The 14755-nt window shown below is 71.6% G+C and carries 13 protein-coding genes; 8 read left to right on the top strand and 5 right to left on the bottom strand.

The window, feature by feature from the left end; all coding sequences use genetic code 11:
- Nucleotides 1-14: 14 nt before the first annotated feature.
- The 5 genes from betC to ABVN73_RS24150 form a co-directional block, all read right to left on the bottom strand.
- Nucleotides 15-1568 (bottom strand): choline-sulfatase, encoded by a 1554-nt coding sequence (gene betC, locus ABVN73_RS24170; RefSeq protein ID WP_353861122.1) that lies wholly within the window; start codon nucleotides 1566-1568, stop codon nucleotides 15-17.
- 28 nt (nucleotides 1569-1596) lie between these two features.
- Nucleotides 1597-2451, bottom strand: a complete 855-nt coding sequence (locus ABVN73_RS24165) for an ABC transporter permease subunit (RefSeq protein WP_353861121.1) — start codon at nucleotides 2449-2451, stop codon at nucleotides 1597-1599.
- A complete protein-coding gene (locus tag ABVN73_RS24160) occupies nucleotides 2448-3251 on the bottom strand; it encodes an ABC transporter ATP-binding protein (protein ID WP_353861120.1) in 804 nt (267 codons plus the stop codon). Before ABVN73_RS24160 ends, ABVN73_RS24165 begins: the two co-directional genes overlap by 4 nt.
- Before the next feature lie 24 nt (nucleotides 3252-3275).
- Nucleotides 3276-4277 carry a taurine ABC transporter substrate-binding protein gene (tauA, locus tag ABVN73_RS24155; RefSeq protein WP_353861119.1) on the bottom strand — a complete coding sequence of 334 codons (1002 nt, stop codon included), beginning with the start codon at nucleotides 4275-4277 and terminating at the stop codon, nucleotides 3276-3278.
- A gap of 399 nt (nucleotides 4278-4676) precedes the next feature.
- Nucleotides 4677-5279: a cysteine hydrolase family protein gene (locus tag ABVN73_RS24150; RefSeq protein WP_353861118.1), complete on the bottom strand. Its 603-nt coding sequence runs from the start codon at nucleotides 5277-5279 to the stop codon at nucleotides 4677-4679.
- Between the two features lie 83 nt (nucleotides 5280-5362).
- Here ABVN73_RS24150 and ABVN73_RS24145 point away from each other — a divergent pair, with 83 nt between their 5' ends.
- From ABVN73_RS24145 to ABVN73_RS24110, 8 genes are all read left to right on the top strand, one after another.
- Nucleotides 5363-6253: a LysR family transcriptional regulator gene (locus tag ABVN73_RS24145; RefSeq protein ID WP_353861117.1), complete on the top strand. Its 891-nt coding sequence runs from the start codon at nucleotides 5363-5365 to the stop codon at nucleotides 6251-6253.
- A 463-nt stretch (nucleotides 6254-6716) separates the two neighbouring features.
- Complete coding sequence (locus ABVN73_RS24140) at nucleotides 6717-8351, top strand: FAD-binding protein (RefSeq protein ID WP_353861116.1); 1635 nt, start codon at nucleotides 6717-6719, stop codon at nucleotides 8349-8351.
- A complete protein-coding gene (locus ABVN73_RS24135; protein ID WP_353861115.1) occupies nucleotides 8348-8686 on the top strand; it encodes a ferredoxin family protein in 339 nt (112 codons plus the stop codon). Before ABVN73_RS24140 ends, ABVN73_RS24135 begins: the two co-directional genes overlap by 4 nt.
- A gap of 34 nt (nucleotides 8687-8720) precedes the next feature.
- Complete coding sequence (locus ABVN73_RS24130) at nucleotides 8721-9767, top strand: NrtA/SsuA/CpmA family ABC transporter substrate-binding protein (RefSeq protein WP_353861114.1); 1047 nt, start codon at nucleotides 8721-8723, stop codon at nucleotides 9765-9767.
- An 11-nt stretch (nucleotides 9768-9778) separates the two neighbouring features.
- Entirely contained in the window at nucleotides 9779-10576 is a 798-nt protein-coding gene (locus tag ABVN73_RS24125) for an ABC transporter ATP-binding protein (protein WP_353861113.1), read from the top strand.
- On the top strand, nucleotides 10573-11466 hold the full coding sequence (locus ABVN73_RS24120; RefSeq protein WP_353861112.1) for an ABC transporter permease: 894 nt from the start codon (nucleotides 10573-10575) through the stop codon (nucleotides 11464-11466). Before ABVN73_RS24125 ends, ABVN73_RS24120 begins: the two co-directional genes overlap by 4 nt.
- Nucleotides 11467-11474: 8 nt before the next feature.
- The gene (locus ABVN73_RS24115; RefSeq protein ID WP_353861111.1) at nucleotides 11475-13142 is read left to right on the top strand and encodes an amidohydrolase; all 1668 of its coding nucleotides are present in this window, start codon (nucleotides 11475-11477) and stop codon (nucleotides 13140-13142) included.
- On the top strand, nucleotides 13139-14698 hold the full coding sequence (locus ABVN73_RS24110) for an FAD/NAD(P)-binding protein (protein WP_353861110.1): 1560 nt from the start codon (nucleotides 13139-13141) through the stop codon (nucleotides 14696-14698). The genes ABVN73_RS24115 and ABVN73_RS24110 overlap by 4 nt, the downstream gene beginning before the upstream one ends.
- Nucleotides 14699-14755: the final 57 nt, after the last annotated feature.

The raw sequence follows: 14755 nt of genomic DNA, 5'->3' as shown, positions 1-14755 counted from the left end.
ACGGATGGGATAGGTCAGGCGTCGGGACGGTCGGGCGGCACCGGTTCCACTGCCGGCAGGCGGGCCAGCGCCTTCAGCGCGTCCTCGGCGACCCCGAAATTGCGGACATAGGCGGTGGCGGCGTTGCGGTGGGGTTGGTAATCCCACGGCGTGTGGCGCCCGGTCAGCAGCACCTTGTGGACGAACAGCCGCCGGTTCTGACTCTCGATCACCGCCCGGCGCAGGGCCGGCGCGTTCCAGCGCCGCGCGACGGATGCGGACAGATCGGCCTCGATGGCGGCGAGATCGCGCGCGCCAGCGCGGTTGACCAGCTCCTTCGGGTCGGCCTCCAGATCGTAGAGCTGCGGCGGGTCGCCGTCGCAGGCGATGTATTTGTAGCGGCCGCGCCGCACCATGAAGGCGGGGTTCAGCGTTCCCTCCCCCAGATACTCCGCGAAGATGGTGCGGCCGGCGCCGCGCGCCGAACCGGCGAGCAGGGGCAGCAGGCTTTCGCCGTCGAACGGGTCGACCGGCAGCGGCGCCCGGCCGTCCAGCAGGTCGAGGATGGTGGGGAACAGATCGACGTGCGACACCGGGGCCGACACCCGGCGCGGTGCCCAGCGTCCCGGAGCGTGGACGAGCAGCGGCACGCGGGACGACCATTCGAAGAAGGTCATCTTGTACCACATGCCCCGCTCGCCCAGCATCTCGCCATGGTCGCCGGTGAAGACGACGATGGTGTCCTGGGCCAGCCCGGCGCGTTCCAGCGCCGTCAGCAGGCGACCGACCAGCTCGTCCACATAGCTGATGGAGCCGTAATAGGCGTGGCGGGCGGTGCGCACCCGCTCATCCGTCAGGTCGTAGCGGTGCAGCCCATCCATGTAATGGAGCCGTCGGCTGTGCGGATCGAGCCGCTCCGGGGGGATGGGCGGCACAGACGGCAGGTCGATCGCCGCGTGGTCGTAGAGGTCCCAGTGTTCCGGCAGGCAGTTGAAGGGGTCGTGCGGATGCGTGAAGGACACCGCCAGGAGGAAGGGCGCCTCGTCTGCGGTGCGGCCGTAATCGTAGATCTTCTGCACCGCCTGATGGGCGGTCTCCTCGTCGAAGTCGATCTGCAGGCTGCGGTGGCAGGGGCCGGCCTCGACCACGCTCGCCATGTGATGGGACCAGTCGTAGGCCAGCGCCCCGTTCCCCCAATCGGGCGTCCAGCCGAAATCGGCGGGATAGACGTCGGTGGTCAGCCGCTCCTCGAAGCCGTGGAGCTGGTCGGCGCCGACGAAATGCATCTTGCCCGACAGGCAGGTGCGGTAGCCGGCGGCGCGGGCGTAATGCACGAAGGTCGGTACGGAGGAGGCGAACTCCGCCGCGTTGTCGAAGGCGCCGATGGCCGAGGGCAGCCGCCCCGACAGCAGCGCGAAGCGCGACGGCGCGCAGAGCGGGTAGTTGCAGTAGGCGTTGTCGAACACCACGCCGTCCGCGGCCAGCCGCGACAGGTTCGGCGTCTTGACGACCGGATGACCGTGGAAGGGCAGGGCGGGGGCCGCCATCTGGTCGGCCATGATGAACAGGATGTTGGGGGGCCGCGACACGGTTGAGGCACTCCGGTTCGGGAAAGCGTCAGGTCTTGCCCTTCCACGGCACCAGCCAGGATTCCAGCAGGCGCATCCCGTAGGAGAAGGCGAAGGCCCAGGCGGCGATGATGCCGATGCCGACGAACACCACGTCGGTGGCCAGGAAATGCGAGGCGGACATGATCATGAAGCCGATGCCGCGCGTCGCCGCGATCAGCTCCGCGGCGACCAGCGTGCTCCAGCCGACGCCGATCGCGATGCGCAGGCCGGTCAGGATCTCCGGCAGGGCGCTGGGCAGCACGATGGCGCGGAAGAGCTGCCAGCGCGTGGCCCCCAGCGACAGGGCCGCATTGACCCGCTCGATGGGCAGCGACCGCACGCCGGCCTGCGCCGACAGGCAGATCGGGGCGAACATCGCCAGCGTCAGCAGGGCGATCTTCGACACCTCCCCGATGCCCAGCCAGATGATCATCAGCGGCAGGTAGGCCAGCGGCGGCAGCGGCCAGTAGAACTCGATGGGGGTGTCGAGGACGCCCTTGGCCCAGCGGTTCAGCCCCATCGCCAGCCCCAGCGGAATGCCGAGCGACGCCGCGATCAGCGCCGCGGCGAGGATGCGCAGCAGGCTCGCCGACACATGCTCCCCAAGCGTGGCGCCGGCGTAGCCGTCCTCCAGGATGGCGAGGAACTGGGCGGCCACCTCCCCCGGCGCGGGCAGGAACAGCGGCGTCACCAGCCGGTAATGCGACACCAGGAACCACAGGGCGATCAGCAGGAGCCCGGTGGCCGCGCTGATCGGTCCGGTCCGCGCGCCGTCCAGCCCAAAGGGCCGCAGCGCGACGGTCCGGGGGCGGGTTGCGGGTTCGGTCAGTGGTTCGGTGGTCGTGCGGGCGGCGTCGGTCATTGCAGCGTCTCCCCGCGGTGGACCGTCGCGTGATGCGGACGGTGGACGAGGTCGCGGATGCGGTTGTGCAGATCCCCGAACTCCGGGTCGGACAGGATGGCGCGCACGTCCCGTTCGGCGGCGAAGCGTCGGACGAAATCGAGGTCGAAGCGGGCGACGATCCGGCCGGGGCGCGGCGACATCACCACCACCGTCGTGCCGAGGAACAGCGCCTCCTCGATGGAGTGGGTGATGAAGAAGATGCGCTTGCCGGTGCGCGCCCAGACGTCGACCAGCAGTTCCTGCATCTGCTCCCGCGTCAGGCTGTCGAGCGCGCCGAACGGCTCGTCCATCAGCAGGATCTTCGGGTCGGTGGCCAGCGCGCGGGCGATGCCGACGCGCTGGCGCATGCCGCCGGACAGCTCGTGCGGGGCCGATCTGGCGAAGCCCTCCAGCCCGACGAGGCGCAGCAGCTCCGCGGCGCGGTCCCGGCGTTCCCGCAAAGGAAGGCCGGCGAAATCCAGGCCGAGCGCCACATTGTCCAGCACGCTCTTCCAGGGCAGCAGCGTGTCCTTCTGAAACACCACGCCGCGGTCGGCGCCGGGGCGGTCCACCGGCCGGCCGTCCAGCGTGATGCGGCCGTCCGACAGCGGAAGGAAGCCGGCGATGGCGTTCAGCAGCGTGGACTTGCCGCAGCCCGACGCGCCCAGCGCGACGACGATGCTGTTGGCGTCGATGTCCAGCGACGCGCGGTCCAGCGCGTGGACCATCCCGCCGTCACGGCCTGGAAAGAACACGCTGGCGTTCTGCACCCGGAGCATGGCGCATCTCCCGTCCGGCCGCGTTCAGGGCAGGGCCTTGACGTAATCCGCCGTGACGAAGCCGCCGTAGCTGGGCAGCACGGTGGAGACCTTCTTCTGCTCCTTCAGGAATTCGGCGGTTTCCTTCAGGATTCGGGCGGTGCCGCTGTTCTCGCCGCCCTCCAGCCAGTCCTTGGTGGCCTGCTGCTTCGCCGGGATCAGCGACAGGTTGTTCAGCGCCGCCGCCTGGTCGGACGGCGTGCCGCCGAGAAGCCCGGCCAGCGTCTTGGCGTTCGGCGACTCCGGCCCCCAGGCGGCCTTGTCGTCGCGGAAGGAGACGCTGTAGCGCTCCACCACCCCGGCGAAGCTCTTCAGAAAGGCCGGGTTTTCCTTGGCGAAGGCGGCGGTGGCGACCCAGGCGGTGAAGGTCGGGGCGCCGCGATCGGCCACCTGCCGGGAGGTCAGCAGCACCTTGCCGGTCTTCTTCAGCTCGGTCAGCGCCGGGTCCCAGACGAAGGCGCCGTCGAGGTCGCCGCGATTCCAGGCCGCGACGATGTCGGGCTGCGGGATGGCGAAGACCTGGGCGTCACGCTCGCTCAGCGTCTCCTGCTTCAGGACGGCGAGGAGCTGGTAATGGTCGGTCGAGACCGGGGCGGCGGCCAGTTTCTTGCCCTTCAGGTCGGCGGGCTTCTCGATGCCGGAGCCGTTGCGGACCACCAGCGCCTCGTCCGTTCCGGAGGAGCTGGCGAGGTAGAAGGCCTTCACGTCCAGCCCGCGGCTGACCGCGGCGGCGAAGGGGCTGGAGCCGACATAGCCGACCTGGACGTCGCCCGCGGCGATGGCGGCGAAAATGTCGGCGCCCGAATTGAACTTGCGGAAATCGATCTCGGCGCCGGTCGCCTTGGCAAAGTCTCCGTTGGCGATGGCCACCGACGACGGCAGCGCGTCGGTCTGGTAGGCGACGACGATCTTGCCGGCGGCCTCGGCGGAGATCGGCGCCAGGGTGGCCAGCGCGAACAGGGCGATGGAAGGCAGGAACTGCTTCATGGTGGCGTATCTCCCCCGTCTTCACCCGGCGGCGCGGTCGTCCGCCGGCAAGAAAACTCTACTTTTTTAAAAGGGAAATGGGAATTGGATAATTGCATTACGATGTACTATTTTTGAAATTATACAAATAAAAAATGTTAAATAGACCAAAGCTGATTTTTTCCTTCACGAGATCGGAGAGGGGGCAAACGCGACCGCCATGTCCTTCCAAGCAGAGAAAGGCTCCCGCCGCACGCTGGTCGTTCCGCGAACACGCGCTTGCCGCTCCGGCGGAGGGTGAGGAGGATGACGACCAGCAGCGGGCCGGTCAGGATCAGCAGCGCGTCCTCGGCCAGGGCCGCCGCGATGCAAGGGAAGGTCACCCGGTTCGGGCGCGTCCCCTTGATCGCCGCGCCGTCCTTACGCCCAGGACCGGCTGTTCTTGACCACGACGGCGAAGCGGTCGGCCAGGGCGGCGAGATTGGCGCGGTGCAGCGCCTCGGCCGGGATCACGCCGCCGGCCCCGTCGGGAAGGTCGCGGGTGGCGCTGGCGGCGTCCACCACGGTGGTCCGCCAGCCGAGGTCGAGGGCGGCGCGCACCGTGCTGCTGACGCACATGTGGGTCTGGAAGCCGGCGACGATCAGTTCCTTGCGCCCGGTGGCCCGGACCAGCGCGTCCAGCTCCGTCCCGGCGAAGGCGTTGGGCAGGTGCTTCACCACCACCGTCTCGCCGTCCAGCGGGAGCAGCGGGGCGACGATGCCGGATAGCGGGCCTTCCGGGTTGAACAGGGCGCCGCCGGGCTTGCCGTGGTGGACGATGTGGAAGACCGGAACGCCGGCCTCGCGTGCCCGCTCCAGCAGACGCGCGGCCTCGGCCACCGCGGCCTCCACCCCGACCAGGGGAAGGGCGCCCTCAGTGTATTCGCGCTGGGCGTCGATCAGCACCAGCGCCGCGGAGTCGAGCGGGCTCGGCGTGGCGGGGGCGCCGGCGAGGGCGAGCAGGGTCTTCGGGATGGCGCTCATGGTGGTTGCGGCTCCGGAAAGGGCAGGGGCGGAGCGCAGTGTGCCCTGTGTGATTTTGGCTGGACATCCGATAGGTTTGCGCAATGCCTGTTCATAAACAAACAGCCGTCCTGAACTGGGACGATCTGCGGATCTTCCTGGCGCTGGCCCGCACCGGCAGCCTGTCGGCGGCGGCGCGCGCGCTGCGGATCAGCCACGCGACGGTCGGGCGCCGGGTTGCCGCGCTGGAGGAGGGGCTGGGCCGCAGTCTGGTGGATCGGCGGGCTGACGGCTACAGCCTGACCGCCGACGGCGAGGCGGTCTTCGCGTTGGCCGACGGGATGGACGAGCGGGCGCTGGCCATTCTGCGCCAAGCGTCGAGCCGGGACGGACGGGAGGCCGGGCTGACCGGCACCGTCCGGCTGACCACCACCCAGGCGCTGGCCGACCGCTTCCTGATGCCGCGGCTGGGGCCGTTCCGCGCCCGCCACCCGGGAATCGACCTGGAGGTGACGGTGGACAACCGGTCGCTCAGCCTCGCGCGGCGGGAGGCCGACATCGCCGTCCGGCTCGCCCGGCCGCAGCGCGGCGACCTGATCGCGCGGCGGCTCGCCACCATGGGCTACGGCCTGTTCGCCGCCGCCGGGGCGCCCGACACGGTGATCGGCTACGACGAGGCGCTGGCCGACCTGCCGGAGGCGGTCTGGCTGGCCCGCCACATGGCCGGGCGCCGCGTCGCCTTCCGCTCCAACAGCCTGCAGACCCAGCTCGCGGCGGCGAAGGCGGGATTCGGGGTGGCGCTGCTGCCCTTCTGGCTGGCGGCGGCGGAGCCGGATCTCGTGCCGGTGCCCTGCGACGCCCCGCCCCTGGAGCGCGAGGGGTGGCTGGTGCTCCATCCGGACCTGCGCGACGTGCCGCGGGTCCGGGCGGTGATCGAGCATCTGGTCGCGCTGTTCACGGCGGAGTTCGCCGCCGACCCCATGCCGGAACGCTGAACGGGCGGTTGCTTGCGCGGCGCGGAAACGTTGGACCGTTCCACGGGGAAGCGGTCGAGGATCGTCGTCAGCGAGGCGGCGAACGCACGGGTCCTGTCCTTTTTGATCGATGAGATCAGGGGTTGCTGGTGCCGGCCCGGCGCTCCGGGGCGCGCTGCGACAGGCCGTGAGTTGCGCGCCGATCCGGAGCGGGCGCTGGCGGAGGCGTGAGGATCGCCGCCCGATAACCCACGGAACGCGCCGAACGCGGCCGGCATCGTCCCTTCATCGGGCATGCCGGCCCGGCGTGCCGGCCGAAAATTTTTACAAGAACGCATATTTTTGTATGCGCTTAATAACTACTGTGTAAGTATAGTTTCAGCATCTTAAAGCGAAACAGAGACGTGAAATATCGGACTCGGACCCGCTGCCGACGCTCCGTCCGCTGCTGGCCCATGTGACCGATCAGCCCCGGAGGTTTCCGATGGCCAACGCGCCCGGCGCTCCCGCCAATCCACCCGCTTCATCGTTTGAACTCGACGCCGACGTCCTCGTTCTGGGCGGCGGCCCCGCCGGCACCTGGGCGGCCATCGCCGCCGCGACGGCCGGTGCCCGCACCGTCCTGGCCGACAAGGGCTTCTGCGGCACGTCCGGCGCCACCGCCGCGTCGGGAACCACCCTGTGGTACGTCGACCCCGACCCGGGCCGGCGCGCGGCTGCCAAGGCGGCGCGCGAGGGGCTCGGCGGTCATCTGGCCGATCACGGCTGGATGGACCGCGTGCTCGACCGCACCCACGCCGCGGTCGGGCAGCTCGCCGACTGGGGCTATCCCTTTCCGCGCGACGCCGACGGGCGGGACCGCCGCGTGTCGGTGCAGGGGCCGGAATACATGCGGCTGATGCGCCGCCGGGTGAAACAGGCCGGCGTGACCATCCTCGACCATTGCCCGGCGCTGGAGCTGCTGGTCGATGACGGCGGCGCCGTGGCCGGCGCGGCCAGCGTGCGGCGGCAGAAGGGCGGCGGCTGGGTCGTCCGGGCGAAGGCGGTGGTCATCGCCACCGGCGGCTGCGCCTTCCTCAGCAAGGCGCTTGGCTGCAATGTGCTGACCGGCGACGGTCTGCTGATGGCGGCGGAGGCCGGGGCCGACCTGTCGGGGATGGAATTCTCCAACGCCTACGCCATCGCTCCGGCCTTCGGGTCGGTGACCAAGACCTTGCTCTATCAGTGGGCCAGCTTCACGCGGGCGGACGGCGCGGCCATTCCGGGCGCCGCGTCCAAGGGAGGCCGTTCGGTGATCGCGCGCGTCCTGGCGACCGAGCCGGTCTACGCTTGCCTCGACCGGGCCGAACCGGAGCTGAGGGCGGCGATGCGCCAGGCGCAGCCGAACTTCTTCCTGCCCTTCGACCGCGTCGGCATCGATCCCTTCACCCAGCGCTTCCCGGTGACCCTGCGGCTGGAGGGCACGGTGCGCGGCACCGGCGGCCTGCGGCTGGTCGACGAGAGTTGCGCCACCGCCGTGCCCGGCCTGTTCGCCGCGGGGGACGCCGCGACGCGCGAACCGATCTGCGGCGGCTTCACCGGCGGCGGCAGCCACAACGCCGCCTGGGCGATGTCGAGCGGCCATTGGGCCGGGCAGGGCGCCGCCGACCATGCCCGCGCCCTGGGGAACGGAACTCGCGCGCTGCGGCGGGCCGGCGGCGCCGGACTGCGCGAGGGACGGGGCGCGGCGATCGACGCCGAGGCGCTGGCCCGCGCCGTCCAGGCCGAGGTCTTTCCCTACCACATCAACTATTTCCGCACGGAGGAAGGGCTGACCGGATCGCTCGCCCGGCTGGACCGGCTGTGGAGCGACGCGGCCGGAGCCGCGCCGTCCTCGGCCGACGACTCCCTGCGCGTGCGGGAGGCCGCGGCGATGCTGGCGACCGCCCGCTGGATGTACCGGTCGGCGCTGGCGCGCACGGAATCGCGCGGCATGCACCGCCGGCTCGACCATGCCGCCCTCGATCCGGCGCAGCGCCATCTGCTGACGGTCGGCGGGCTGGACGAGGTCCGTGTCTCCGCACGTCCGGCGCCGCTCCATCCGGATCCGTCCGGGGCGAAGCGGGAGTTGGCGGCATGATCGAGCTGATCAGTCCGACCCGCTGCACCGGCTGCAACATCTGCGTCGCCGTCTGCCCGATGGACGTGTTCCAGACGGCCGGCGGGCAAGGGAAAGGGGCCGCCCCCGCCATCGCCCGGCAGTCCGACTGCCAGACCTGCTTCCTGTGCGAAGCCCATTGCCCCGACGACGCCCTCTATGTCGCCCCCGACGCCGAGATGGTGACCGGGATCGCCGAGGAGGCGGTGGCCGCCGCCGGCCTCTTCGGCAGCTACCGCCGCGCCATCGGCTGGAGCGACGGCCACCGCGACAACCGTTCCGCCGACCAGACCTTCCGGCTGCTGGCGCCCCATTGAGCGCCCGGCCGCACCCGACAGGAGTTTCCCGACCATGACCGTGTTCGATCCATCCGCTGTAAGGCTCAGCCGCCGCCGCCTGCTGGCGGGCGCGGCGGTGACCGCCGGCGCGTTCGCCGCCGCGCCGCTGTGGGCCGGCCCCGCGCGCGCCGCCGCGGCCAAGGCGACTCTGGCCTACGGCAGCACCGGCTACACCTGGGCGGTGCCCTTCGTCGCCGAGGCCGCCGGCACCTGGGCCGAGGCGGGCTTCGACCTCAACACCATGGAGTTCGAGAGCGGGCGCGATTCGATGCAGGCTCTGCTCGCCGGCTCCGCCGATTTCTCCGCCTCGACCGAAACGCCGGTGGTGTTCGCGGTGCTGCAGGGGCTGCGCCCGCTGATCCTGGTGAATTACAGCCGCTATTCGCGCGACATGAAGATCGTCGTCCGCAAGGACGGCGGCATCGATCCGGCCAAGCCGGCCAGCCTGAAGGGCCGCCGGATCGCCACCCGCGTCGGCACGTCCGGCCAGTACATGCTGGCGAAGTATCTGGAGTTCGCCGGGCTGGCGCAGAGCGACGTCGAGATCGTCGACCTCACCCCGAACAACATGACCTCCGCCCTGGTGCGCGGCGACATCGACGGCTTCGCCTGGAGCAGCCAGTCGGCCGTGGTGGCGGAGCGCCAGTCGGGCGGCAGGACCGCGGTGATGACCCAGGACGGGCTGGAGAGGTTCTTCCAGAGCCACCAGCTCCTGCTGACCACGGAGAAGGTGGTGAAGGAGAAGCCGGAGCTGGTCGCCGGCGCCATCAAGGCGCTGCAGGCGGCGGAACGGCTGATTCACGCCGACGGCGGCTGGGCCGACCTGATCGCCCGGCGCATCCACACCCCGTCCAAGGAGATCCTGGAGGCGACGTCCGAATTCACCTTCCAGATCGCCTTCGACGACCGCTTCCTCGACGATCTGGTGGCGGAAGCGGAATGGGCCATCGCCGCCGGCCTCGCCAAGCGCCCGGCCGGCGACCTGCGCGCCCTGTTCCGCGGTTTGATCGTCGATTCGCCGCTGAAGTCGGTGGCGCCCGACCGGGTCACCCTGACATGAGGACGGGGGACATGAACGGGCCGCTGATCGCGTTCGACCGCGTGTCGCAGATCTACGCGGCCCGCGACGGGTCGCCGGTCTGGGCGCTGCGCGACGTGTCGCTGACGGTGGAGGCCGGCGAGTTCGTCTGCCTGATCGGCCCCTCCGGCTGCGGCAAGTCCACGCTGATCCACCTGCTCGCCGGCTTCCTGACGCCGACCTCGGGGGATGTGCGCTTCCGCGGCCGGCCGCTGGCCGGGCCGGGACCGGAGCGCGGCGTGGTGTTCCAGGAATACGCCCTGTTCGCCTGGATGACCGCGCGGCAGAACGTCGAGTTCGGCCTGCGCATGCAGCGCGTCTCCGCCCCCATCCGGCGCCGCCGGGCGCTGGAGGCGCTGGACCGGGTCGGGCTGCGCCACGCCGCCGACCGCTACCCGCACGAACTGTCGGGCGGCATGCGCCAGCGCGTCGCCGTCGCCCGCGCCCTGGTGGTGGAGCCGGAGGTGGTGCTGATGGACGAGCCCTTCGCCGCCGTCGACGCCATGACCCGCACCACCCTGCAGGAGGACCTGCTGCGGCTGTGGCGGGAAACCGGGGTGTCGGTCCTGTTCGTCACCCACAACATCGACGAGGCGGTCTTCCTCGCCCAGCGGGTGGTGGTGATGGGGGCCGGGCCGGGTGTCATCCGCGAGGATCTGACGGTGGATCTGCCCTATCCGCGCGACCGCGGGTCGGCGGACTTCGGCCGGGAATACGCCCGCATCGCCGCGGCGCTGGCCCGCGGCAGCCAGATGGCCGGCGGGACCGATGATGAACGGAGGGCCGCGTGACCGCGACGACGGAAAGCCTGGCCGGCAATCGCCGCGCCACCCCCCGGCGCCCGGCGGCGGACGCGGCGACCGAAGGCGCCGCCTTCGCCGAGGAATTCCGCCGCGCCCACCGCCGCGGCCGGCGGCGGGCGGCGTGGCTGCGCGCCCTGCTGAACGTGACGGGCATCCTGCTGTTCCTGGCGGTCTGGGAGGCGGTGCCGCGGCTCGGCACCTGGGTCAACCCGGTGCTGCTGCCGCCGCCGTCGGCGGTGTTCGACACCTTCGTCCCGATGCTGCTGTCCGGCGAGATTCCGGCCAACATCCTGGTCAGCCTGCGCCGGTCGGCGCTCGGCTTCGCCATCGCGACGGCGACCGGCGTGACCGCCGGGCTGCTGACCGCGCGCATCGGCCTGCTGCACCATGTCAGCGAGCCCATCCTGCACGGCTTCCGCTCCGTCCCCTCCATCGCGCTGGTGCCGCTGTCGGTTCTGTGGTTCGGCATCGGCGAGGGGTCGAAGGTGGCGCTCGTCGCCTGGGGCAGCTTCTTCCCCATCTGGATCACCACCTTCATCGGCGTGCGCGACGTGCCGGCGGCCTATCTGCGCTCCGCCGCCTGCCTGGGGGCGGGGCGGCTGGCGACGCTGCTGCTGGTGGTTCTGCCGGCGGCGCTGCCGATGATCCTGGCCGGCCTGCGGCAGGGCATCGCCGTCTCGCTGATCCTGCTGGTCGCCGCGGAGCTGTCCGGCGCGCGGGAGGGCATCGCCTACATGATGTCCACCGGCCACCAGATGTTCCGGGTCGACATCATGCTGATCGGGCTGGTGCTGCTCGGCACCTTCGGCTTCATCGCCGACCGCCTGTTCGTGGCGCTGATCCGCCGCCTGTTCCCCTGGTACACCACCGCCTCCTGAGGCCGACGATGAGCGAACCGACCCTGATCCTGCGCAACGCGCGCGCCATCACCTTCGATCCGGCCGCGCCGCGCGCCAGCGCGGTGGCGCTCGCCGGCGACCGCATCCTCGCCGTCGGCGGGGAGGAGGTGGCCGGACTCGCCACCCCATCGACCGAAGTGATCGACCTCGGCGGGGCGACTCTGATCCCCGGCTTCAACGACGCCCACGCCCATATGGAGCGCGAGGGGCTGAAGCGCCTGCGCCCCTCGCTGGCCGGCGCGCGCAGCGTCGGCGACATCCTGGAGCGGGTGCGGGCGGCGGCGGCGGAAACGCCGCCCGGCCGGTGGATCGTCACCATGCCGATCGGCACGCCGCCCTTCTTCTTCGATGGCGCCGCCACCCTGGCCGAGGGGCGGCCGCCGGACCGGCACGAGCTGGACCGCGCCGCGCCGGACCACCCCGTCTACATCCCCGGCCTGTTCGGCAACTGGGGCAAGCCGCCGGGGCACAGCGTGCTGAACAGTCGGGCGCTGGCGCTGAACGGCATCACGGCGGCGACCGTGCCGACCTGTTCCGGCGTCGAGATCCTGAAGGACGCCGACGGTGAGCCGACCGGCGTCATCGTCGAGCGCAACAGCCGCCCGACCGTCGAGTTCGACCTGCTGCCGGCGGTTCCCCGCTTTGGCTTCGCGGAACGGCTGGAGGGCGTGCGGCTGTCCCAGCGGCTCTACAACGCCCAGGGCACCACCAGCGTCTACGAGGGGCACGGCTCGGCGCCGCAGACCATCTCGGTCTACCGCCGCCTGTGGGAGCTGGGGGAGCTGACGGTGCGGGTCGGGCTCGTGGTCAGCCCGAGCTGGGCCGACATCGCCGAGGCGCGCCGCGCCATGCGCGACTGGCTGGCCCACGCCCGGGGCGCCGGGCTGGGCGACCCCTGGCTGAAGCTGTCGGGGGTGCACATCGCCTATGGCGGCGATCCGGCGGTGGCCTGCTGCGCCCGCGCGAACCTGCCCGACACCGGCTGGTCGGGCTTCGTCGAACAGGCGCTGACCCCCGCCGACTTCCGCGAGGCCTGCTTTCTGGCCGCCGAGCACGATCTGCGCCTGCACACCATCGTCAGCGACAAGCTGCACGAGGTGGTGCCGGTGCTGGAGGCGGTCAACGAACGCCACGGGCTGGCCGGGCGGCGCTGGGTGATCGAGCACATCGGCCGCGCCCGGCTGGCCGATCTGGAGGCGCTGAAGCGGCTCGACGTGCTGGTGACGACGATCCCGACCTACTTTCTGTGGAAGGGCGGGGCCGCCTATCTGGACGAGCCGGATGGCGGCGATCTGGTGGTGCCGCACGCCCATCTGCTGCGGCTGGGCATCCCGACCGCCATCGCCACCGACAACATCCCTTACGACCCCTTCTTCACCCTGTGGACGGTCTGCAACCGGCGCGAACGGACCAGCGGCCGGGTGATCGGTCCCGACCAGCGGCTGGACGCCGAGACGGCTCTGCGCCTGTTCACCGTGGCCGGCGCCGCCCTGACCTTCGACGAGGGCTGGAAGGGGCCGCTGCGTCCCGGCTTTGCCGCCGACCTCGCCGTGCTGTCGGAGGACCCCACCGCCATCGCCCCGGACCGGCTGCGCGACCTGCGCTGCCGCCTGACCGTGGCCGGCGGGCGGATCGTCCATCGCGAGGGGGTATGAGCGCGCCGGCCCCCCTGCGGATCGTCATCGTCGGCGCCGGCGTGTCGGGCAGCGGCGTGGCGGCTGGGCTGGTGCGCGCCGGCGCCGCGGACGGCTTTTCCGCCCGGGTGGATCTCGTGGACCCGCGGCCGTCGCTCGGCGCCGGCCTGACCTACGCCCCGGGCGGCGATCCCCGCCATCGGGTCAACGTGCCCTCCATCCGCATGGCGGCGGCGATCGGCCGGACGGGGGAGGAGGGCGCGGAGGAGGATTTCCATCGCTGGTGCCTGGAGCGCGGCGTGCTGGAGGCCGATCCGGCGGGCTGGTCGGAGGGGCTTCACTACCCCGCGCGGTCGGAATTCGGGCGCTACCTCGACGAACGGCTGCGGCCGCTGTTCGCCGCGCCCGGACCGGTGCGGGTGACCCACCGCCGCGACCGGGCGGTCGCCGCCCATCGCCGCGGGACGGCCCACGGAACGAGGTTCGTGGTGGAGATGGCCGGCGGCACGGCGGTGGAGGCGGACGCGCTCGTCCTGTGCACCGGAAACCCGCCCCCCGAACCGCCGGCCGTGCTGGCGTCGCTGGGCGGGCACCCGCGGGTGGTCGCCGATCCCTGGGCGCCGGGTGCCCTCGACGGTGTTGCGCGGAGCGACCGCGTTCTCATCGTCGGCACCGGCCTGACCATGGGGGACGTGGTGGCGACGCTGCTCGGCCGCGGCCATCGTGGACCGCTGACCGCCCTGTCGCGCCACGGGCTGGTGCCGCGCCCGCGCCCGGCCTCGGCCACGTCCTGGACCGACTTCACCGCCGATCCGCCCACCCGTGTCGGCGATCTGCTGCGCCGCGTGCGCGCCGCGGTCGCCGCCGCCCGGCGGGCGGGACGGCCCTGGACCGACGTGCTGGAAAGCCTGCGCCTTCAGAACGGTGCGCTGTGGTCCGCCCTGCCGCTCGACGAGCGGCGGCGGTTCCAGCGCCATCTGCGGGTCTGGTGGGACGTCCACCGCTTCCAGGCGGCCCCCCAGATCGCCCGTCTGGTGGAGGCCGCCCAGGCGGACGGGCGCCTCGCCGTGCTGGTCGGCCGGCTGGTCGCGGCGAGCGCCGGAGAGTGCGCCTCGGGCGGTGACGGGCTGTGGGTCGTCCACCGGCCGCGCGGCGGCGATGGCTTGATCGGGCGGAGCTACGACGCCCTGGTGAACTGCACCGGCGCCGGGCACGGCACCGCCTTCGGCCGCAGCGCGCTGCTGGCCGGTTTGGCCGCCCAAGGGCTGATCCGGCCGGACCGGCTCGGCTTGGGTGTCGAGGTCGACGGGCGGGGCCGGGCGCTCGACGCCGCCGGGCTGCCGGTTCCCGGCCTGTTCGTCGTCGGGCCGCCGACCCGCGGCAGCCTGGGAGAGGTGGTCGGCGCGTCGGAAATCGTTCCTCATGCGCTGGGTGTCGCCGATTCCCTGGTCGCCGCATTGATCCCGACCGGCGCCCGTGGCCCGGGATCGGCGAAAAACCGCGCCCGGAACGAAGCGCGCTTGACGCCGCGCTTAAATCCTATTTTCCTATATGAAAGAAGGAAAATAACACGCTAAGAGAGTGTGAATACGGCGCGGTCATGGCATCGGACATGGCTCCCCGTCGTGCCCCAG

Source organism: Azospirillum formosense, assembly GCF_040500525.1.
GTDB lineage: Bacteria > Pseudomonadota > Alphaproteobacteria > Azospirillales > Azospirillaceae > Azospirillum > Azospirillum formosense_A.
This window is presented reverse-complemented; position numbering and strand designations above follow the sequence as displayed.